Source organism: Streptomyces sp. NPDC054863 (assembly GCF_053610825.1).
Window position 1 is genome coordinate 1 of record NZ_JBSGZD010000129.1, and the last position, 20278, is coordinate 20278.

Consider the following 20278-nt stretch of genomic DNA (forward strand, 5'->3'; position numbering starts at 1 on the left):
GTCATCGACGGCACGGACGCCGTGATGCTCTCCGGCGAGACCAGCGTCGGCAAGTACCCCATCGAAACGGTCCGCACCATGGGCCGCATCGTGGAGGCGGCCGAGGAAGACATCCTCGCCAAGGGCCTCCCGCCGTTGACGGAGCGGAACAAGCCCCGCACCCAGGGCGGCGCGGTCGCCCGGGCAGCCGCCGAAATGGGCGACTTCCTGGGGGCCAAGTTCCTGGTCGCCTTCACCCAGTCCGGCGACACGGTCAAACGCCTCTCCCGCTACCGCTCCCCGATCCCCCTCCTCGCCTTCACCCCCGAACCCTCCACCCGCTCCCAGCTCAACCTCACCTGGGGCGTGGAGACCTTCCTCGGCCCCAAGGTCGACTCCACGGACGAGATGGTCGCCCAGGTCGACGAAGAGCTGCTGCGCATCGGCCGCTGCCAGAAGGGCGACGTGGTCGTGATCACGGCGGGCTCCCCACCGGGAGTCGCGGGCTCGACGAACCTGGTGCGGATCCACCACATCGGCGAGGACGACAGCCCCAAGTAGGGCTGTACGGCTAGTACTTGGGCCCGACGTGGGCGTCCATGAGCGCTACGGACGCCCGTCGGGCCACGGAGATGTTGTACGGCTGACCGTGGCGGGTGCAGTCCTTCCACTCAACGCCGAGTTTGTCGAGGGTGTCCGTGTAGAGCTTGCGGATGTCGTCCGAGACGTTGGTGAACCAGAACCGCGGGTACTCGTACCGCTTGCGCTCGCCGCCTACGAGGCGGGTGGTCCAGTTCATGTTGCGACAGCCGTCGGAGTGGACGAGGCCTCGGATGAATTCCCAGGGGTACGCGTCGACGATGTCCTGCTGCCACCGTTCGAGGGTGATGCGGCGCTCATGCTTCTTGCCGGGACCGTGCTGCGGGAAGAGCAGGGGCCAACTCTGGCTGGAACTAGTCACGTTCACGCACCCTTGGCGTTGGGCGAGATAGACCGTGCACTCGCTGTGCACAGCAAGGATTGCCGCCCTGCATTCCTCGATGAGTCCGGGCCAAGCGTCTGCGCACGTAATGCGGAGGTAATAGCTGCTTCCCCGTGGGTGCGCGCTGATGTGCCCGTCGCCGAGGTAGAGGCCGAGCAGGTAGCTGTACGCGGCCTGGTCATCCGGTTCGCTGCGAAGGGGGCAGCCGAGTGCGCGCGGCAGCGGATCGATTCGTTCCAGCCAGCAGGTGATGGCGTGCCGGGATATTCCGGTCTGTTTGCTCACCGCGTTGAGACTGCGCCCTTGTGCGACGAGCGCCAAGGCCCGTTTACGCGTATCAATGTCGTACACGGGGTCGATCTTGTGTGCACGTTGGGCTCCAAGCACGCAAAAGGCGACACGCTCACACGTTCGTGTGGTGTGTCGCCATTCTCACGCGACCTTGGAATTGAAGGTCAAGTGCCCCGAGTGGGATTCGAACCCACACTGTCGGTGGTTTGAGCACCGCTTCTCTGACCAGTTGGAATACCGGGGCCTAATGAATCGAAGGTTGACGGTCACCCGCCGTGCCCTCACCATACCGCAGCTAGGTAGGCTCATGGGAAGCCGTATCGCCCCGTATCGAGGAGCCCCGTGACCACCCCCGAGTCGCCCCAGCCGCCCGTCGCCGACGACGACAAGTCGCACGTCCCGCCGCTGACGACCCGCGTCGTCATCGCCGAGGACGAAGCCCTCATCCGGCTCGACCTCAAGGAGATGCTGGAGGAAGAGGGCTACTCGGTCGTGGGCGAGGCCGGAGACGGTCAGAAGGCCGTCGAGCTCGCCCGGGAGCACAAGCCGGACCTCGTGATCCTCGACGTGAAGATGCCGATCCTCGACGGCATCTCCGCCGCCGAGCAGATCGCCGCCGAGTCCATCGCCCCGGTCCTCATGCTGACCGCGTTCTCGCAGCGCGACCTCGTCGAGCGGGCACGGGACGCGGGCGCGATGGCGTACCTCGTGAAGCCGTTCAGTAAGAGCGATGTCGTACCGGCGATCGAGATGGCCGTGTCCCGCTTCGCCGAGCTGAAGACGCTGGAGAACGAGGTTGCGGACCTCACCCTGCGGCTGGAGACGCGGAAGCTCGTGGACCGGGCGAAGTCGATACTGCAGACGCAGTACGGGCTGACCGAGCCGGCCGCGTTCCGGTGGATCCAGAAGACGTCGATGGACCGTCGGCTGTCCATGCAGCAGGTCGCCGAGGCGGTCATCGAGGACGCCGAGGAGAAGAAGGCCGCGGCCAAGGAGCAGTAGGGCGTACGTACACGTATGACGAAGGGGCCCGGCCGCGTGAGGAACGCGGTCGGACCCCTTCTTCGTACACGAGCGGCAGCGGTCAGTCCTCGCCGAGGTACGCCTTGCGGACGGACTCGTCGTGGAGGAGGTTCTGGCCGGTTCCGGAGAGGACGACCTTGCCGATCTCCATGACGTGGCCCTGGTCGGCGAGGGAGAGCGCCGCCTGGGCGTTCTGTTCGACGAGGAGGATCGTCGTGCCGGTGGAGCGGAGCTCGACGATGGTCTCCATGATCTTCTGCATCATGATCGGGGAGAGGCCCATGGAGGGCTCGTCGAGCATGAGCAGTTTGGGCTGGGACATGAGGGCGCGGCCCATGGCGAGCATTTGCTGTTCGCCGCCGGAGAGGGTGCCTGCGGCCTGCTTGCGGCGCTCTCCCAGGATGGGGAAGAGGTCGTAGGCGCGCTTGATGTCCTTTTCGATGCCTTCTTTGTCGTTGCGGAGGAAGGCGCCGAGCTGGAGGTTCTCCATGATCGTCAGCCGGGGGAAGATGTGCCGGCCTTCGGGGGAGTGGGCGAGGCCCAGGGCGACGATCTTGTGGGCGGGGATTCCGGTGAGGGGTTTCCCGTCGAAGAGGATCTTTCCGGAGGTGGGTTTGAGGAGTCCGGAGATGGTGCGCAGGGTGGTGGTTTTTCCTGCGCCGTTGGTGCCGATGAGGGTGACGACCTGGCCGGCTTCGACGGAGAAGGTGATGCCCTTGACGGCTTCGATCTTGCCGTAGGAGACGCGGAGGTCCTCGACCTCCAGGAGGGCGGTCACTGGGCGTCTCCTTCGGTGCGGGTGGTGCTCTCGGTGGTGCTCCGCGTGTCTGCCTGTGCGTCTGCCTGTGCTTGGGCTGCGGCGACTTCGGCTGCTTCTTCGGCGCCGGGGGCGCCTTCGAAGGGGGTGCCGAGGTAGGCGGCGACGACGCGTTCGTCGCTCTGGACGGTGTCGGGGGTGCCTTCGACGAGTTTTTCGCCCTGGACGAGGCAGGCGACGCGGTCGCAGAGGTTGAAGATGAAGCGCATGTCGTGCTCGATGACGAGTACGGCGATGCCTTGGTCGCGGATGGCGAAGATGAGTTCTTCGGTGACGCGGGTTTCCTGCGGGTTCATGCCGGCGGTGGGCTCGTCGAGGAGCAGCAGTCCGGGGTCGCTCGCGAGGGCGCGGGCGATTTCGAGCTTGCGTTGTTCGCCGTAGGGGAGGTTGCGGGAGAGGTGGTCGGCCTTGTGGGCGAGGCCGATGAATTCCAGCAGTTCCATGGCGCGTTCGTGGGACGCCTTTTCGGCTTTCTTGAAGCCGGGGCCGCGCAGGAGGGCGGAGAAGAGGCCTTCCTTGGTGCGGGTGTGGCGTCCGACGAGGACGTTCTCCAGGACGGTCATGTTGGAGAAGAGTCGGATGTTCTGGAAGGTGCGGGCGATGCCGGCTTTGGTGACGAGGTGGGGTTTGGGCGGGAGGACGGTGCCTTTGTAGCTGACCTTGCCTTCGGTGGGGACGTACAGCCCGGTGAGGCAGTTGAAGAAGGTGGTCTTGCCGGCGCCGTTGGGTCCGATGAGGCCGACGATTTCGCCGGTGTTGACCTGGAGGCTGACGTCGCGGACGGCGGTGAGGCCGCCGAAGCGCATGGTGACGCCGCTGGCGTCGAGGACGGTCGTGGTGGTGGCTGTGGGAGTTGCCATGGTGTTCACGCCCCCGCCTTCGTGGCGCCGGTGGCCGTGCCGGACAACGCGTCGTCCGGGGTGGCGAGTTGGTCCGTCTCGTGGAATTCGAGTTTCTTGCGGCGGTCGGCGACGAGTCCCTCGGGCTTGAAGCGCATCAGCAGGATGAGGGCGAGTCCGAAGAGGACGAGCTGGTAGTCCTGCATGAAGGCGAGTTTCGCCGGGATGAGGTAGAGGAGCGCCGCACCGATGAGGGGTCCTGCGATGGTGCCCATGCCGCCGAGGATGACGGCGGCGAGCAGGAATGCGGAGTTGGGGGCGACCGATCCGGCGAACTGGTACTGCTCGGGGGTGACGCTGTAGCCGAGGTGTGCCTGGACGGAGCCGGCGAAGCCTGCGAGGGAGGCGCCGAGTGCGAAGGCGAGGAGCTTGAGGCGGAAGCCGTTGATGCCCATGGCGGTGGCGGCGGTTTCGTCCTCGCGGATGGCGACCCAGGCGCGTCCGATGCGGGATTCGGCGGAGCGGCGGAAGACGAGTACGACGATGACGGTGAAGAGCAGCATCAGCAGGAAGTAGTTGGAGCTCCTGGTGAGGCTGAAGCCGAGGAAGTCGTGTTGGATGCCGAGGTCGAACCCGAAGATGTTGAGGTCGGGGACGTTGGTGACGCCGTTGGAGCCGTTGGTGATGTCGGGTCCTGTGACGCCGTTGAGGTTGAGGACGGTGATGCGGAAGATCTCGCCGAAGCCGAGGGTGACGATGGCGAGGTAGTCGCCGCGCAGTCGCAGGGTCGGTGCGCCGATGATGACGCCGAAGAGGAGCGAGGCTGCGGCTCCGGCCAGTGCGGCTGCCCAGAAGGGGAACTTGATGTCGAAGGCGGAGCTTGCGGTGCCGGAGACGAGGGCCGCGGTGTAGGCGCCGACGCCGAGGAAGGCGACGTATCCGAGGTCGAGGAGTCCGGCGAGGCCGACGACGACGTTGAGGCCGAGGGCGACGGTGGCGAAGATGAGGACCTGGGCGCCGATGAGGGCGTACTGGTCGTTGGTCTGGGTGAAGGGGAAGCAGACCGCGGCGACGAGGGCGGCGAGCATGGCGACCTTGCGGTGCCTGCCCGCGAGCTGGCTGGCGCGGCGGGGGAGGCCGGCCTTGCCGAGTGCGGCGAAGGTGAATCCGGCGGTGATGAGGAACCCGACGAAGAGCTGGGGTTCTTCGCTGTCGATGTCGATGCCGTAGGCGAAGACGAAGAGGCCGGCGGCGAAGACGCCGGTGATGACGAGGATTTCGGTCCAGCCGGGGAGTTGCTTGGGGGTGCCGGGGGCGGGTGCCTTGAGGCTGTATCGGAAGCGTTCCCAGGTGCTGGTGGCGGTTCCTTCGCCGTGTGCGTCTTCGGGGAGTGCGAAGGCTCCGACGGTGGCGACGAGTGCGCCGACGCCGGAGATCCAGGCTCCGGGTTCGAGGTTGACGAGGCCGCCGAGGACGACGGAGATGGCGCCCATGGTGAAGCCGGTGGTGGCGAGGGTGCCGAGGGCGACGAGTCGCACGGGGCTGTGGGTGCCGCCGGGGGTGAGCCAGCGCAGGCCCTTGATTCCGTACCCGGAGAGGGTGAGGAGGAGGGTGAGGAGTGCGCCGACGAGGGTGAGGGTCTGGAGTCCGCCGGGGTAGCCGGTGACGGTGAGGTTGCCCGGGAATTCCTGGCTCCAGGTCCAGGCGAGGAAGGTGCCGGCGAGTGCGACGGCGGATCCGGCCAGGGCGAGGATGCGGGCGGTGCTGGTGGGGAGCGGGATGAGCGGGGCGCCGGTGGTGCCGGTGGTTTTGCTGAGGTTGGTGGTCATGGTGCTCACGCCCGATCCGCGACGCGCTCGCCGAGCAGGCCCTGGGGCCTGACGAGGAGGACGATGATGAGGAGGCTGAAGGCCCAGACGTCCTTCCAGCTGCCTCCGCCGAAGAGTTCCATGCCGGGGATTTCGGCGATGTATCCGGTGGCGAGGGCTTCGGCGACGCCGAGGACGAGGCCTCCGAGCATGGCTCCGTAGATGTTGCCGATGCCGCCGAGGACTGCCGCGGTGAAGGCCTTGAGGCCGAGCAGGAAGCCCATGCGGAAGCTGACCTGGCCGTTGTGGAGGCCGTAGCCGACCGCTGCGACGGCGGCGAAGGCGGCGCCGATCGCGAAGGCGGTGACGATGATGCGGTCGGTGTTGATGCCCATGAGCTTGGCGGTGTCGGGGTCCTGGGCGGTGGCCTGCATGCCGCGGCCGGTGCGGGTCTTGTTGACGAAGAACCCGAGGATGAGCATGGACAGCGGGGCCGCGATGAGCAGGAACAGGCCGCCGGGCTGGATGTTGGCGCCGAAGAGGCTGACGGCTTCGCCCTTGAGCTGGGGGAAGACGTGGTCCTTCTTGGCGTCGGGGTACCACTGCCAGACGAGTTGTTGCAGGACGATGGAGAGCCCGATCGCGGTGATCAGGGGGGCCAGCCGTGGTGCGCCTCGCAAGGGGCGGTAGGCGAAGCGTTCTGCGGCGGTCGCCACGGCGACGGATACGGCCATGCCGCCGACGATCATGAGCGGGATGGCGGCGCCGAGGGAGAACCCGGCGGGGAGTATGAGGTAGACGGTCAGGGCGCCGAAGCCGCCGACCATGAATATCTCGCCGTGGGCGAAGTTGATGAGCTGGACAATGCCGTAGACCATCGTGTAGCCGATCGCGATGAGACCGTACATCGCGCCGAGGATGAGTCCATTGGCCAGCTGTTGCGGCAGTTCGTGCACCGCAGGGCCTCCGTCAGTGGTTCGGAATATGGCACCGCGCGGGAGCGCTGGTGGCGCGCCCGCGCGGTCTGGGGGTGTCGCGTGGTGCGAGTGCCGTGGTTACGGCTTGTACGCCTCGCTGAACTTGGGCGCCCACTTGCCCTTTTCCACCTCGTAGGCGGTCATCATGGTGTTGGTGGTGTCGCCGAACTCGTCGAAGGAGACGGGTCCTGTGACGCCGTCGAACTTGACCTTGGACATGGACTCCAGGGTCTTGGGGCGCAGGTCGTCGGGGACCTTGCCGTTGTTGGCCGCGACGGCGATCTTGACGGCCTCGATGATGGACCAGGTGGCGTCGTAGGTGCCGCCGCCGTAGGCCTCGTAGTCTTCCTTGTAGCCGGCTGCCTTGTAGTCGGTGATGAACTTCTTGGCGGAGTCCAGCTGCTCGACGGGCTTGCCGACGGAGGTGGCGAGGTCGCCCTCGGCCTTCTTGTTGAGCTTGAGGAAGTCGGCGCTGTAGATGCCGTCGCCGCCCATGAGCGGGATCTTGGTGCCGCTGTCCTTGAGCTGCTGGCTGAGGGGGCCGGCTGCCGGGTATTCGCCGCCGTAGTACAGGGCCTTGGCGCCGGACTGCTTGACCTTGGTGACGATGGAGTTGAAGTCGCGCTCTTCGGGGACGACGTGGTCCTCGCCGACGATCTTGCCGCCGAGCTTGGTGAACTGGTCCTTGAAGGACGCCGCGAGACCTGCTCCGTAGGTCTTCTGGTCGTCCATGAGGTAGACCTTGTCGATCTTCTTCGTGGTGAAGAGGTACTTCGCGGCGAAGGCGCCCTGCACCTGGTCGGTGGTGGCGGTGCGGAAGTAGGCGTTGAAGGGGCGCTTCTTGTCGCCGGTCTTCCAGCCGTCGCCCTGGGTCAGTTCGGTTCCGGTGTTGGCCGGGGAGACCTGGGTGAGCTTGGCGTCGGTGAAGGGCTTCTGCATCACCTGGGAGATGCTGGAGTTCAGCGGGCCGACGACGCCGACGACCTTTTTGTCGCTGATGAACTTGGCGGCGTTCTGCTGGCCGACGTTGGGCTGCCCCTGGTCGTCGAGGGGCTGGGCGACGAACTCGACGCCGGGAACGGTGTTGTTCTTGTTCGCGTTCTTGATGGCGAGGTCGGCGGAGTTGCGGATGCCGAGGCCCAGCGCGGAGAGGTCGCCGCTGAAGGGGGCGTCGACACCGATGACGACCTTGGTCTTGGCGCCGCCGCCTCCGCCGCCTCCGCCGGTGGAGCCCTTGTCGTCGCGGGAACCGCAGGCGGTGAGGGTGAGCGCTCCGGTGGTGAGCACTGTGGTGAGTATGAGCAAAGAACGGTGTCGCACGAAGGGGTCCTTTCCCTGGCGCGGCTTCCTCGACGTGAGGCGCCGTGTCGTTCGCCGGGCCGTACGTGGGCGTTGCTGAGTGCGGTGCTGTGGCGACGCGCCCGGCGGCGCGGTGACTGGCCGTGACTCTAAGCGCAGGGGAAGGCAGCGGGGAGCGGCGTGCACAGGATGTGACGCTCTTGTTATGCCGTGGCCAGAAGCTCGGGTGACAGGACGGGCTTTTCGGTCATTTCCTTTGGGGTGCGGAATCTCGAATACCGAGAACTCCCAGCGTGATTAAGGTGCTTGGGCCGTTCATGGTGCTGACAGTCCGCTATGCGGACAACTTGTGCAGGAAGGGTTCTGCGGCGTGCTTCCCGCGACGCTGGATCTCGTGATTCCGCTTCTGGCGGTCATTACGGTGCGTGACGACCGCGCGGCATGCGGACGGTGGGTCCCGGAAGTCGGTCACTGTTCTGCGGTGCTGGTCAGTGCCAGGGGGGCTCGCTCGCCGCTCCGGTTCGGTAGCGCTCCGTGCAGGAATGCTTCGTCCGTTCGGTGATGAGTTTCTCGGCCGCCGCGTCGCCCGCGCGCTCGCGTTCCTTGCGCGCGGCCTCCATGACGGAGATGACGATGTTGTTCTGGGCGTTGGACATGCCCTCCTTCATGTAGTCGCCGGTCCCGCGTCCGGCGAGCCTCTCGCGGACCCAGTAGGAGGTCAGGTCCGCGCAGATCTTCGCGGGCGGGTCGGTGGACAGCGCGGGGAAAGAGGGTGTCTGCGCGGGGGGCGGCGGCTGTGCGCGGTCCGGGGCGCCGCAGCCGGCCAGCAGGGCTGCTGTGCAGAGGGCGGTGACAAGTGCGAACGGGCGGCGCGAAGGAGGTTTCACTTCTCCGACTCCCTTCCCCGGGGCCTCCGGGCTACCGGGGTGTCCAGGGTTCCCGGGTCACCTGGATATCAGGGCGTGCAGGATTTCGGAACCGTGCGCACGTGTCGCGCCAACTCGCCCTGACCGCAGTGGTGTTGAGCTGTGTGAGGGGTGAGGAGGATGGCCGGAACAGGTGACTCAATTACCTCTGGCGCCCCAGGGGGGCACGGACTCTAATGACCGCGTCGAAGAACCTCCCTTCCAGGCAGCGGAGCTGTTCATGAGTGGCAGGAATCGCTTTCGTACGGCCGCCCTCGGTGTGTCCCTCGCGACGATGACCTTCCTGGGCACCGTCGGTGCTTCCACGGCCGTCGCCGACGCCCCCGCCGTCTCGCAGACGGTCGAGCAGGCGGCCGACGCTTCGGCGGGGCAGGCGGCCCCGGGGGCCTGGGTGGACAAGGGCATGTGGGCGACGCTGAACGACTGCATCAGGACCGGGCGCTCCTATGTCGACAGCGGGGAAGCCACGGATTACCGGTGCATTCCGAACCGCATGTTCCACTTCTACTTCCTCTCCGTCTACATCTGATCCCTGGCGCTGATCCCCGAAGTCCCGCCCCGGAGGCCGGCACGATGGCGAAACCCACAGCTGTTCGTACGGTACGGAGATGGGGCATGGCGGCACTGGCCGCGTCCCTCCTCGCGGCGCTCCCGACGCCCGCCGCCGCGCGGGCCGACGAGGGCCCGCAGCCCGCGCTGAAGATCGTCAACAACCGTACGGAGCCCGTCTTTTCGCGCGCCGACGCCGTTTACCAGCAGGTCGACGTGGAGACCGAGGTGGACAGTGACCACGACGGGAAGCGCGACACGATCCGGATGCGGATCCTGCGGCCCAAGGAGACCGACGCCGGGCTGAAGGTCGCCACCATCATCGAGGCGAGTCCGTACTGGGGCGGCGGTCCCGACGTCCCGTTCCACAACGTCGACCTGGACGAGGACGGGCTGCCGTTCGGCGGGGAGCGGCTGACAGGTGACCCGCGCCGGCCCTCCCTCGCCGCCGCGGGCCCGGTGACGTACGGCGGGTACTACGACAACTACTACCTGCCGCGCGGCTATGCGGTCGCCGAGGTCGACAACGTCGGTACGGGGGCGGCGACCGGCTGCTCCACGTCCGGCGGGCGCAACGAGACGCTCGGCGCGAAGGCCGCCGTCGACTGGCTGGCCGGCCGGGCCCGCGGCCGGGACCTGGACGGGAAACCGGTCGGGGCCACCTGGTCGACGGGCAACTCCGCGATGATGGGCATCTCCTACAACGGAACGCTGCCCACCGCCGTCGCCTCGACGGGGGTCAGGGGCCTGAAGGCGATCGTGCCGATCTCCGGGATCTCCTCCTGGTACGACTACTACCGGGCGGGCGGCGGGGTCGTCGCGCCGGGCGGCTACCAGGGCGAGGACACCGACATCCTCGCGAAGGGCGTCAACAGCCGGGTGAACCCGGAGGTGTGCGCGCCGGTCCATGACGCGCTGACCGCCCAACAGGACCGCAGGACCGGGGACTTCGGGCCGTTCTGGAAGGAGCGGGACTACCTGAAGGACGTCGGGAGGATCAAGGCCGGTGTCTTCGTCGTGCACGGCTTCAACGACTGGAACGTGAAGACCAAGCAGTCGGTCCAGCTGTGGGACGCGCTGAAGAGGAACGGCGTGCCGCGCAAGATGTGGCTGCACCAGGCGGGGCACAGCAACCCGATGCCGCTGCGGATGGAGGAGTGGCTGCGCCAGACCCACCAGTGGTTCGACCACTGGCTGTACGGGCTGGAGAACGGCGCCCTCGAAGAGCCCGAGGTGGACGTCGAGCAGGCCGACTTCAGCTGGAAGCGGCAGTCGGAGTGGCCGGCCCGCGGGACACGGAACGAGACGCTCCGGCTGAATTCCCACGGCTTGTCGCCGTGGCCGGGACTGCCGGTCGCACAGTCGCTGACGGACGCGGGCCGCACCGTGAAGGCCGAGCAGCTGGCGGCGTCGCCGGATGCCGCGAACCCGAACCGGCTGGCGTACACGACGAGTGCGCTGAAGAAGGACCTGCGGGTCAACGGGGTGCCGAAGATGTCGGTCCTGGCCTCGTTGAAGGGGACCTCGCCGTACGTGACGGCGCTGCTGGTGGACTACGGGAAGGACACCCGGGCGACTGCGGGCACCTCCTCGGACACCTCGCAGCCTCCGGTCTGTTACGGGCAGGGCATCCCGGGGGACACCGGGTGTGCCTACCGCAGCAAGCACCGTACGGAGAGCGCCGACTTCAAGATCGTGTCGCGCGGGTGGCTGGACGTCCGGAACCGGAATTCCTTCTCCCGGCAGGACAAGGTCGTGGAGGGCCGCGAGTACGCGCTGAAGTGGGACATGCAGCCGCAGGAGTACGTCTTCAAGAAGGGGCACCGGCTGGGCGTGGTGCTGATGTCGACGGACTTCGACTACACGCTGCGGTACCCCGCCGGGACGAAGATGTCGGTCCGGGCAGGGTTCAGCAGTGTGACGCTGCCGGTCAGCCGGTGAGGCCCTCGGCGTCGCGGAGCATGCAGGTCAGGCGGGCGGTGCAGACCCGCTTGTCCTGCTCGTCGGTGATGACGATCTCGTAGGTGGCGGTGGAGCGTCCGCGGTGGACGGGGGTGGCCACACCGGTCACCAGTCCGCTGCGGGCGCTCCGGTGGTGGGTGCAGTTCAGGTCGACGCCGACGGCGAGCTTCTTGCTGCCGCCGTGCAGCATCGCGCCGATCGAGCCGAGGGTCTCGGCGAGGACGGCGGAGGCGCCGCCGTGCAGGAGTCCGTACGGCTGGGTGTTGCCCTCGACGGGCATGGTGGCGACGACGCGGTCCGAGGACGCTTCGACGATCTGCACACCCATGCGGGTGCCGAGGTGCCCGGCGGAGAACATCGCGTCCAGGTCGACGCCGAGCGCGGCGTATTCGTCGACGACGTCCTGCGGGAACTTCGTGGTGGACTGCTCACCCATGGGCCAGGCTCCGTTCGGTGTACGTGACCGTGCGGTCCGTGTGGTCTGTGTGGTCCGTGTCTAAGCGAACGCTCAGACGGTCGGTGATTGTTCCAGACGGACGACGACGGACTTGCTGGCGGGGGTGTTGCTGGTGTCCGCCGTCGCGTCGAGCGGCACCAGGACGTTGGTCTCGGGGTAGTAGGCGGCGGCGCAGCCGCGGGCGGTCGGGTAGTGGACGACGCGGAAGCCGGGGGCGCGGCGCTCGACGCCGTCCTTCCACTCGCTGACCAGGTCGGTGTACGAGCCGTCGGCGAGGCCCAGTTCGCGGGCGTCCTGCGGGTTGACGAGGACGACGCGGCGGCCGTCCCTGATGCCGCGGTAGCGGTCGTCGAGGCCGTAGATGGTGGTGTTGTACTGGTCGTGCGAGCGCAGAGTCTGCAACAGCAGCCGCCCGGCCGGGAGTTCGGGGTACTCGACGGGGGCGGCGGTGAAGTTGGCCTTGCCGGTGGCGGTGGGGAAGCGGCGCTCGTCGCGCGGGCCGTGCGGGAGGGTGAAGCCGCCGGGCGCCGCGACGCGGGCGTTGAAGTCCTCGAAGCCGGGGACGACGCGGGAGATCCGGTCGCGGATCGTCGCGTAGTCCTGCTCGAACTCCTCCCAGGGGGTGGCCGATTCCCTGCCGAGGGCGGCGCGGGCCATGCGGGCGACGATGGCGGGCTCGGACAGCAGGTGCGGGCTCGCGGGCGGGAGGTTGCCGCGGGAGGCGTGCACCATGCTCATGGAGTCCTCGACCGTCACGAACTGCTTGCCGCTCTTCTGCACGTCCTTGTCGGTGCGGCCGAGGGTGGGCAGGATCAGGGCGCGGGCGCCGGTGACGACGTGCGAGCGGTTGAGCTTGGTCGACACGTGGACGGTGAGCCGGGCCTTGCGCATGGCCGCCTCGGTGACGTGGGTGTCGGGGGTGGCGGCGACGAAGTTCCCGCCCATCGCGAAGAACACCTTGGCGTCGCCGTCGCGCAGTGCCTGGATGGCGCGGACCACGTCGAACCCGTGGTGGCGGGGCGAGGTGATGCCGAATTCCTTGTCGAGGGCGTCGAGGAAGGCGGGTGCGGGGCGCTCGAAGATGCCCATGGTGCGGTCGCCCTGGACGTTGGAGTGGCCGCGGACGGGGCAGACTCCGGCGCCGGTGCGCCCTATGTTGCCGCGCAGCAGGAGGAAGTTGACGACTTCGCGGATGGTCGGCACGGAGTGCTTGTGCTGGGTCAGGCCCATGGCCCAGCACACGATGACCCTCCTGGAGGCGAGGACCATGCGCAGCGCCCGCTCGATGTCGGCGCGCTCGAGACCGGTCGCGGCCAGTGTCTCGTCCCAGTCGGCGGCTTTCGCCGTCGCGGCGAACTCCTCGTACCCGTGGGTGTGTTCCCGTACGAACAGTTCGTCGACGGCTCCTTCCTTCTCCAGGATCAGCTTGTTGAGGAGGCGGAAGAGGGCCTGGTCGCCGCCGAGGCGGATCTGCAGGAAGAGGTCGGTGAGGGCGGTGCCCCTGAGCATGCCCTGGGGGGTCTGCGGGTTCTTGAAGCGCTCAAGTCCCGCTTCGGGCAGGGGATTCACCGAGATGATCTTCGCGCCCGCGTGCTTGGCCTTCTCCAGGGCGGTCAGCATGCGCGGGTGGTTGGTGCCGGGGTTCTGGCCGGCGACGATGATCAGGTCGGCCTGGTGGAGGTCCTCCAGGCTCACGCTGCCCTTGCCGATGCCGATGGTCTCCGTGAGGGCGGAGCCGGAGGACTCGTGGCACATGTTGGAGCAGTCGGGGAGGTTGTTCGTGCCGAACTCGCGGGCGAAGAGCTGGAGCAGGAACGCCGCCTCGTTGCTGGTGCGGCCCGAGGTGTAGAAGACGGCTTCGTCGGGGGAGTTGAGGGCCTTGAGCTCGCTTCCGATCAGGTCGAAGGCGTGCTCCCAGGTGACCGGCCGGTAGGTGTCCGCGTCCTCGTCGAGCAGCATCGGCTCGGTGATGCGGCCCTGCTGGCCCAGCCAGTACCCGCTGCGCTCCGTCAGGTCGGACACCGGGTGCGCGGCGAAGAACGCGGGCGTGACCCGGCGCACGGTGGCTTCCTCGGCGACGGCCTTCGCGCCGTTCTCACAGAATTCGGCGGTGTGCCGCTTGTCCTCCTCGGGCCAGGCGCAGCCGGGGCAGTCGAAGCCGTCCTTCTGGTTGACCTTGAGGAGGGTGCGGGCGGTGCGGACCGTGCCCATCTGCTGCTGGGCGATGCGCAGGGTGTGCGCGATGGCGGACAGGCCGGCGGCGGCGTGCTGGGGGGCCGCGACCCGAGGTGCGTCCTGGACCGGGTCCCCTGCGGGCGGCTTCGCTGCCATGGCGCTCCCCTTCGAGCGTTCGAACCTGTGAGCTCGCTCGGTACGTCTGAGCTTGCCCGGTACGTCTTCGATCCTGTCACGGGGCACTGACAGTGAGTACTGCGGGGCGGGGCGTGACCGCTCCGCGGACCGGATTGTCAGTGGGGCGGCCTAGGATCGGGGGCGTGGCAAAAACAGCAGCGAAGACCGCAGACAAGACTCCTGAGACCGCCGGCGGCCAGCAGGCAGATGCCTCGGCGGGCCGTCCCCGCCTGCTCCTCGTGGACGGGCACTCCATGGCCTACCGTGCGTTCTTCGCGCTGCCCGCGGAGAACTTCACGACTGCGAGCGGCCAGCCGACCAACGCCGTATACGGCTTCATGTCAATGCTGGCGAACACCCTGCGTGACGAGGCGCCCACGCACTTCGCGGTGGCGTTCGACGTGTCCCGCAAGACGTGGCGCTCCGAGGAGTTCCCGGAGTACAAGGCGAACCGCTCGAAGACCCCCGACGAGTTCAAGGGGCAGGTCGAGCTGATCGGCGAGGTCCTCGACGCCATGCGCGTCGAGCGGTTCGCGATCGACGGGTTCGAGGCGGACGACGTGATCGCCACGCTGGCCACGCAGGCCGAGGCGGCCGGGTTCGACGTGGTGATCATGACGGGCGACCGTGACTCGTTCCAGCTGATCACCGAGCACGTCTCGGTGCTGTACCCGACCAAGGGCGTCTCCGAGATGACCCGGTTCACCCCGGAGAAGGTCGAGGAGAAGTACGGGTTGACGCCGCAGCAGTACCCCGACTTCGCGGCGCTGCGCGGCGACCCGTCCGACAACCTGCCGGGCATCCCGAAGGTCGGCGAGAAGACCGCCGCAAAGTGGATCAACGAATTCGGTTCGTTCGCGGAGCTGGTGGAGCGCGCCGACGAGGTCAAGGGCGTGGCCGGGCAGAACTTCCGTGACCACCTCGACGCCGTGAAGCTCAACCGCAAGCTCACCGAGATGGTGCGCGACGTGGAGCTGGCCAAGGGCCCCGCCGACCTGGAGCGCACTCCGTACGACCGGGCGGCCCTGGCCGGCGTCCTGGACGTGCTGGAGATCCGCAACGCGTCGCTGCGGGAGCGGCTGCTGGCCGTGGACCCGGGTGCGGCCCAGGCCCAGCCGGAGCCGGAGCCGCAGGAGGAGCCCGTCGTCGAGATCGACGGCCGGATGCTGGCGGCAGGCGAGTTGGCGCCCTGGCTCGCGGACGTTCCCGCGGGCGAGCTGGTCGCGGTCGTGGCGGGTTACGAGTGGGCGCTGGGCAGTGGGGACGTCCGCGAGGTGGCGTTGGCGCTGGGCAGCGGTCCGGCCTGCTGGTTCGTGCCCGAGGACCTGTCGCCGGACGACGAGGCGGCCTTCACCCGGTGGCTTGCCGACGCCGACCGGCCGAAGGCGCTGCACATGGCCAAGCGGGTGCTGCGGGTGTTCGCGGAGCGTGGGTGGAGCGTGGCAGGCGTGGCCATGGACACGGCCGTCGCCGCCTACCTGGCCGAGCCGGGTTCGCGGCCCTTCGAGACCGACCCGCTCAACAGGCACCGTCAGAAGCGGGCCGGGAAGATCCGGACCAACAAGGACAAGCGTCAGCTCACCGAACTGGAGGTGCTGGTCGAGGACAAGCTCGGCCGGAAGCTGCCGCGGGTGGATCCGGACAAGGCCGAGGCGGGCCAGCAGTCGTTCGACTTCGAGGGCACGGCCGACCGGGAGGCGGCCGAGAAGCTGATGCTCGAAGCCCGCGCGGTGCTGGACCTGGCGTGCTGGTACGAGCAGGAGCTCGCGGACTCGGGCGCCCTCACGCTCATGCGGGAGTTGGAACTGCCGGTCGGGGATCTGCTGGTGCGCCTGGAGCGCGACGGCATCGCCGCCGACCGTGCGGGTCTTGAGCGGCTGGCGGAGGAGTACGGGGCGGAGGCCGAGCAGGCCGTCGCCGACGCACGCAGGGTCGCGGGCACGGACTTCAACCTGTCGTCGCCCAAGCAGCTCCAGGAGATCCTCTTCGAGACTCTGGCACTGCCGAAGACCAAGAAGATCAAGTCGGGTTACACCACGGACGCGGACGCCCTCGCCTGGCTGGCCACGCAGACGGACAACGAACTGCCGGTGATCCTGCTGCGCCACCGCGACCGCAACAGGCTGAAGACCACGGTGGACGGGCTGATCAACACCATCGCCGAGGACGGCAGGATCCACACCACCTTCAACCAGATGGTGGCGGCGACCGGGCGTCTGTCCTCGACCGACCCGAACCTGCAGAACATTCCGGTGCGCACCGTCGACGGCAGCCGCATCCGCCGCGGGTTCGTCGTCGGCGAGGGCTACGAGTGCCTGATGACCGCCGACTACAGCCAGATCGAACTGCGCGTGATGGCGCACCTCTCCCAGGACGAGGGCCTGATCGAGGCGTTCGCCTCCGGTGAGGACCTGCACACCACCGTCGCTTCCCAGGTGTTCGGCGTGGAGCGTTCCGAGGTCGACGCGGAGATGCGCCGCAAGATCAAGGCCATGTCGTACGGGCTGGCCTACGGTCTCTCGGCGTTCGGTCTGTCGCAGCAGCTGAACGTCGAAGTGTCCGAGGCGCGCGGCCTGATGGACACCTTCTTCGAGCGGTTCGGCGGCGTGCGGGACTACCTCCAGGTGGTCGTCGCGCAGGCCCGCGAGAAGGAGTACACGGAGACGATGCTGGGCCGTCGCCGCTACCTCCCCGACCTCAACAGCGACAATCGCCAGCGCCGTGAGGTGGCCGAGCGGATGGCGCTCAACGCCCCGATCCAGGGGACGGCCGCCGACATCGTCAAGGTCGCGATGCTGCGCGTGGACGAGGCGTTGGGGAAGGCCGGGCTCACCTCGCGGATGCTTCTCCAGGTGCACGACGAAATCGTGCTGGAGATCGCGAAGGGCGAGCGGGAGCAGGTGGAGGAGATCGTCCGCCGCGAGATGGCCGGAGCTGCCGAACTGCGTGTGGCGCTCGACGTGTCGGTGGGCGTCGGCGCGGACTGGGAGTCGGCGGCGCACTGACCCTGCGGGGCTTGCGGAGTGCGTTCCGGCGGGCCCGTCCCCGTGCGCGGTCAGTGCGATCGGGTACGGGGACGGGCCTTCGCCGCGCCGTCGGTCGTGTCATCCGCGTCGCCGTCCGCGCTGCCGACCGCACTGCCGGCCGTGCGATCCGCGCTGCCGTCCGCGTGGCCGCCCGTGTCATCGGCGCCGTCGGACGCGGGGGCTCCGGCTGGTGCGGCCGAGCCCCTGCGCCACCGGCGCACCAGGGCCGCGTACAGCACCAGCCCCACCAGCAGTCCCGCCCCGGCGCCGAAGCAGATCGTCGGCACGTAGTCGAACGGCCGCAGGGGGACGCTCTGGCGGGCCGCCCAGCTCACGCACCGCACGACCGCGCCCAGTACCGCGCACCCCAGCAGCAGGGCGAGTCCCGCGGTCCGCTGCCGCACGTCCAGCACGGGTACGCCGGTGAGCGCGACGGCCTCCGGCTGCCGCCGCAGCGCCGCCGCCAGGAACCAGCCGATGCCGACGGCGGCCAGCGCCGAAGTCCCGTACTGCGCATAGGTGTAGAGGGGGAGCCCGGCGTACGTCTGCCCCAGGACCGGCAGCAGTTCCATGCCGAGCCGGCCCGGATGCGTGAAGAGGTCCCACCCGACGTGGGTGAGCGAACCGGCCACCGCCGACAGTACGAACTTCCCCGCCAGGGACGGTGATGCGGCGGTCCAGTGCTCCCCGCGCAGGAGTCCGTACGCCCGCTGCTGCCAGGTGCGCGGCAGCAGCGCCGTCAGCGGTTCGCGCACCAGCAGCCACAGCCCCACCAGTACGGCGGTGCACAGGACGTCCACGGTGACGATGCCGGCCGCCGAGTGCGTGAAGTCGCCGAACGCCATGCCGCCGGGGACGACGGACGCGGCGTAGTACGTCAGGTCGGGGGCGAAGGATCCGGCGACGAGGGCGGACGCCAGGAACGGGCCGCGGCCCGTGCCGTTGCGGCGGATGCCGGGCAGTACGGCGGCGGCGTGGCTGAGGGTGAACGGCACCGGTGTCCTCCTGGAAGGCCCCGACTGGGCCTTGGCCGCTTTTGATCAATAACGTTCAGTATGCGGGACTGCCGGTGCGCGTCTTGCAGGGGATGCGAAGGTGGCGAACTGGTGAAAAGCGTCCAGAAGCCTGTGTTCCGGGGCCAAGAGTTGTCGTAGTGTCACGTGGGTCGTCGCGCTGGGGAGCGCGTCTGCCGCCGATGGGGAGGGACCACTCGCATGGCAGCACAATTCGGTCGCCGTTTGCGCAAGGGGGCGACCACGACGGCTGTCGCGGCGATAGCCGTGGCCGCCCTGTCCGCGTCGCAGGCCCCCGGGGCCGCGGGGAACCCGCCCTACGACGGGCGGACGGCAGGAGCGAAGCCCGCGCCCGAGAACGCTGCCACCGGCAACTCCCCCTACTACACGGACCTTCCGCCGCTGACGACGCCCGGTGCTCCGGACGCGAGCATCGGCCTGCCGGGGTCCGGCAACGGCACCACACCGGTGGGGGAGGCCGAGGCGGGTCTCCCGGCGACGGTGCTGGACGCGTACAAGAAGGCGCAGGCGGCCGTCGAGGCGGCCGATCCCTCCTGCCGTCTCCCGTGGCAACTCCTCGCCGCCATAGGCAAGGTGGAATCCGGCCAGGCGCGCGGCGGCCAGGTCGACGCCCAGGGCAACACCACCAGTCCGATCCGCGGTCCCGTCCTCAACGGCATCGGCTTCGCGAACATCTCGGACACCGACAAAGGCGAGTTCGACGGCGACTCCACGTACGACCGGGCGATAGGCCCGATGCAGTTCATCCCGTCGACCTGGGCGAGCAGCGGCAAGGACGGCAACGGGGACGGCCGCAAGGACCCCAACAACATCTACGACGCGGCGCTGGCCGCGGGGCACTACCTCTGCGCGGGCTCCCGCGACATGACGGACCCGGGGGACCGCGACAAGGCGATCCTCAGCTACAACCAGTCGCGGGAGTATCTGCGGACCGTCCTGTCCTGGTTCGAGTACTACCAGCGCGGCACCCACGAGGTCCCGGACGGCTCCGGCGTCCAGCCGACCGCGCCCGGACCCGACAGCCACCGCGACATCCCCGCGGGCAACGGCGGCAGCACGGCCCCGACCGCTCCCACCACCCCGCGCCCGGGCGCCACCAAGCCGCCGGTCACCAAGCCGCCGGCCACCAAACCCACCCCGACCAAGCCGCCCACGACTCCGGCCGGTCCCGTCGAGCTGCAGCAGACCAGCGACCGGAAGCTGGCCGCCGTCGCGGGCGGGGACTTCGCGGGCCGCCCGGCCGTGCGCGCGCTGAACGCGGCGGGCAAGCCGGTCGCGGGCGCCAAGGTGGACTTCACCGTCGTCGGCGCCACCGGCGCCCGCTTCCCGGGCAACGCGCTGCGCACCACCGTCACCACCGGCAAGGACGGCACCGCCACCGCGCCGGTCCTCGCGGCGGGCCGGCAGCCGGGCTCGTTCGTGGTCCGGGCGACCGTGCCCGGCGCACCGGCGGCCGAGTTCTGGGCGACGGTCAAGGCCAAGCCCGCCCCTGAGCCGAAGGCCGACGCGCTCGCCCGTACGTCGGACGCCGCGCTCAAGGCGGAGACCGGTGGCGAGTTCGCGGGCGCGGTCGAGGTGAAGGCGACCGCCGACGGCAAGGCGCTCGCGGGCGCCACGGTGTCCGCGGTGGTCACCGGCACCAAGGGCCCGTACTTCAAGGCCGCCGACGGCACCGTGGTACGCACCGTGGGCGGACTCACCACGGGCGCCGACGGCACGGTGAAGCTGCCGAAGCTGTACGCGGGCGACACCACCGGCACGTACGTCCTGCGGATCGTCGCCGACGGTGTCGCGCTGAACGTCCAGCTCACGGTCACGGCGGCACCGACGACGCCGCCCACGACACCTCCGACCACGCCGCCCACCACGCCTCCGACGACGACCCCGACGACACCGGGGACGACGCCGACGGGGACCCCTTCGGGGACGGGCACGCCGAAGCCGTAGCCGGGGCAGC

16 protein-coding genes and 1 tRNA gene are annotated in these 20278 nt (G+C 68.9%); 6 read left to right on the forward strand and 11 right to left on the reverse strand.

Going from position 1 to position 20278, the window contains the following annotated elements:
• A partial coding sequence (locus ACWGIG_RS22325) for a pyruvate kinase alpha/beta domain-containing protein (RefSeq protein WP_453323392.1) occupies positions 1-540 on the forward strand: 540 nt, incomplete at its 5' end.
• 10 nt (positions 541-550) lie between these two features.
• Here the strand turns inward: ACWGIG_RS22325 and ACWGIG_RS22330 are convergent.
• Positions 551-1312 (reverse strand): transcriptional regulator, encoded by a 762-nt coding sequence (locus tag ACWGIG_RS22330; protein ID WP_453323393.1) that lies wholly within the window; start codon positions 1310-1312, stop codon positions 551-553.
• Between the two features lie 109 nt (positions 1313-1421).
• Positions 1422-1496, reverse strand: a tRNA-Leu gene (locus ACWGIG_RS22335).
• Positions 1497-1594: 98 nt separating this feature from the next.
• On the opposite strand from ACWGIG_RS22335, the gene ACWGIG_RS22340 reads away from it, so the two are divergent.
• Complete coding sequence (locus ACWGIG_RS22340; protein WP_453323394.1) at positions 1595-2254, forward strand: ANTAR domain-containing response regulator; 660 nt, start codon at positions 1595-1597, stop codon at positions 2252-2254.
• Positions 2255-2336: 82 nt separating this feature from the next.
• Here ACWGIG_RS22340 and ACWGIG_RS22345 read toward each other — a convergent pair whose 3' ends face one another.
• The 6 genes from ACWGIG_RS22345 to ACWGIG_RS22370 form a co-directional block, all read right to left on the reverse strand.
• Positions 2337-3053 (reverse strand): ABC transporter ATP-binding protein, encoded by a 717-nt coding sequence (locus ACWGIG_RS22345; RefSeq protein ID WP_453323395.1) that lies wholly within the window; start codon positions 3051-3053, stop codon positions 2337-2339.
• Positions 3050-3952: an ABC transporter ATP-binding protein gene (locus ACWGIG_RS22350; protein WP_453323396.1), complete on the reverse strand. Its 903-nt coding sequence runs from the start codon at positions 3950-3952 to the stop codon at positions 3050-3052. Before ACWGIG_RS22350 ends, ACWGIG_RS22345 begins: the two co-directional genes overlap by 4 nt.
• A 5-nt stretch (positions 3953-3957) precedes the next feature.
• A complete protein-coding gene (locus tag ACWGIG_RS22355) occupies positions 3958-5760 on the reverse strand; it encodes a branched-chain amino acid ABC transporter permease (protein ID WP_453323406.1) in 1803 nt (600 codons plus the stop codon).
• A gap of 5 nt (positions 5761-5765) precedes the next feature.
• Positions 5766-6695: a branched-chain amino acid ABC transporter permease gene (locus ACWGIG_RS22360; protein ID WP_453323397.1), complete on the reverse strand. Its 930-nt coding sequence runs from the start codon at positions 6693-6695 to the stop codon at positions 5766-5768.
• A 99-nt stretch (positions 6696-6794) separates the two neighbouring features.
• A complete protein-coding gene (locus ACWGIG_RS22365) occupies positions 6795-8021 on the reverse strand; it encodes a branched-chain amino acid ABC transporter substrate-binding protein (protein ID WP_453323407.1) in 1227 nt (408 codons plus the stop codon).
• 482 nt (positions 8022-8503) lie between these two features.
• The gene (locus ACWGIG_RS22370; protein ID WP_453323398.1) at positions 8504-8902 is read right to left on the reverse strand and encodes a hypothetical protein; all 399 of its coding nucleotides are present in this window, start codon (positions 8900-8902) and stop codon (positions 8504-8506) included.
• Positions 8903-9161: 259 nt separating this feature from the next.
• Between ACWGIG_RS22370 and ACWGIG_RS22375 the strand changes: the two genes are divergently transcribed.
• Positions 9162-9470, forward strand: coding sequence for a hypothetical protein (locus tag ACWGIG_RS22375; protein ID WP_453323399.1), 309 nt, complete (start codon positions 9162-9164; stop codon positions 9468-9470).
• A gap of 86 nt (positions 9471-9556) precedes the next feature.
• Entirely contained in the window at positions 9557-11431 is a 1875-nt protein-coding gene (locus ACWGIG_RS22380; protein WP_453323400.1) for a Xaa-Pro dipeptidyl-peptidase, read from the forward strand.
• Here ACWGIG_RS22380 and ACWGIG_RS22385 read toward each other — a convergent pair.
• Together ACWGIG_RS22385 and ACWGIG_RS22390 are read right to left on the reverse strand one after the other, a co-directional pair.
• Complete coding sequence (locus ACWGIG_RS22385) at positions 11421-11888, reverse strand: PaaI family thioesterase (protein ID WP_453323401.1); 468 nt, start codon at positions 11886-11888, stop codon at positions 11421-11423. The two genes, ACWGIG_RS22380 and ACWGIG_RS22385, sit on opposite strands and share 11 nt — an antisense overlap.
• Before the next feature lie 72 nt (positions 11889-11960).
• Entirely contained in the window at positions 11961-14240 is a 2280-nt protein-coding gene (locus ACWGIG_RS22390) for an FdhF/YdeP family oxidoreductase (protein ID WP_453323402.1), read from the reverse strand.
• Between the two features lie 164 nt (positions 14241-14404).
• Here ACWGIG_RS22390 and polA point away from each other — a divergent pair, with 164 nt between their 5' ends.
• Positions 14405-17266: a DNA polymerase I gene (polA, locus tag ACWGIG_RS22395; RefSeq protein WP_453323403.1), complete on the forward strand. Its 2862-nt coding sequence runs from the start codon at positions 14405-14407 to the stop codon at positions 17264-17266.
• A gap of 50 nt (positions 17267-17316) precedes the next feature.
• Here the strand turns inward: polA and ACWGIG_RS22400 are convergent, their stop codons facing one another.
• Positions 17317-18282 (reverse strand): DUF4184 family protein, encoded by a 966-nt coding sequence (locus ACWGIG_RS22400; protein WP_453323404.1) that lies wholly within the window; start codon positions 18280-18282, stop codon positions 17317-17319.
• 219 nt (positions 18283-18501) lie between these two features.
• Between ACWGIG_RS22400 and ACWGIG_RS22405 the strand changes: the two genes are divergently transcribed.
• Entirely contained in the window at positions 18502-20268 is a 1767-nt protein-coding gene (locus tag ACWGIG_RS22405; protein ID WP_453323405.1) for a lytic transglycosylase domain-containing protein, read from the forward strand.
• Positions 20269-20278: the final 10 nt, after the last annotated feature.

Excerpts from the sequence above, each read along its gene's own strand:
- ACWGIG_RS22375 (WP_453323399.1), top strand. The coding sequence starts at position 9,162 with ATGAGTGGCAGGAATCGCTTTCGTACGGCCGCCCTCGGTGTGTCCCTC.
- ACWGIG_RS22390 (WP_453323402.1), bottom strand. The coding sequence starts at position 14,240 with ATGGCAGCGAAGCCGCCCGCAGGGGACCCGGTCCAGGACGCACCTCGG.
- ACWGIG_RS22350 (WP_453323396.1), bottom strand. The coding sequence starts at position 3,952 with ATGGCAACTCCCACAGCCACCACCACGACCGTCCTCGACGCCAGCGGC.
- ACWGIG_RS22385 (WP_453323401.1), bottom strand. The coding sequence starts at position 11,888 with ATGGGTGAGCAGTCCACCACGAAGTTCCCGCAGGACGTCGTCGACGAA.
- ACWGIG_RS22380 (WP_453323400.1), top strand. The coding sequence starts at position 9,557 with ATGGCGGCACTGGCCGCGTCCCTCCTCGCGGCGCTCCCGACGCCCGCC.
- ACWGIG_RS22355 (WP_453323406.1), bottom strand. The coding sequence starts at position 5,760 with ATGACCACCAACCTCAGCAAAACCACCGGCACCACCGGCGCCCCGCTC.
- ACWGIG_RS22405 (WP_453323405.1), top strand. The coding sequence starts at position 18,502 with ATGGCAGCACAATTCGGTCGCCGTTTGCGCAAGGGGGCGACCACGACG.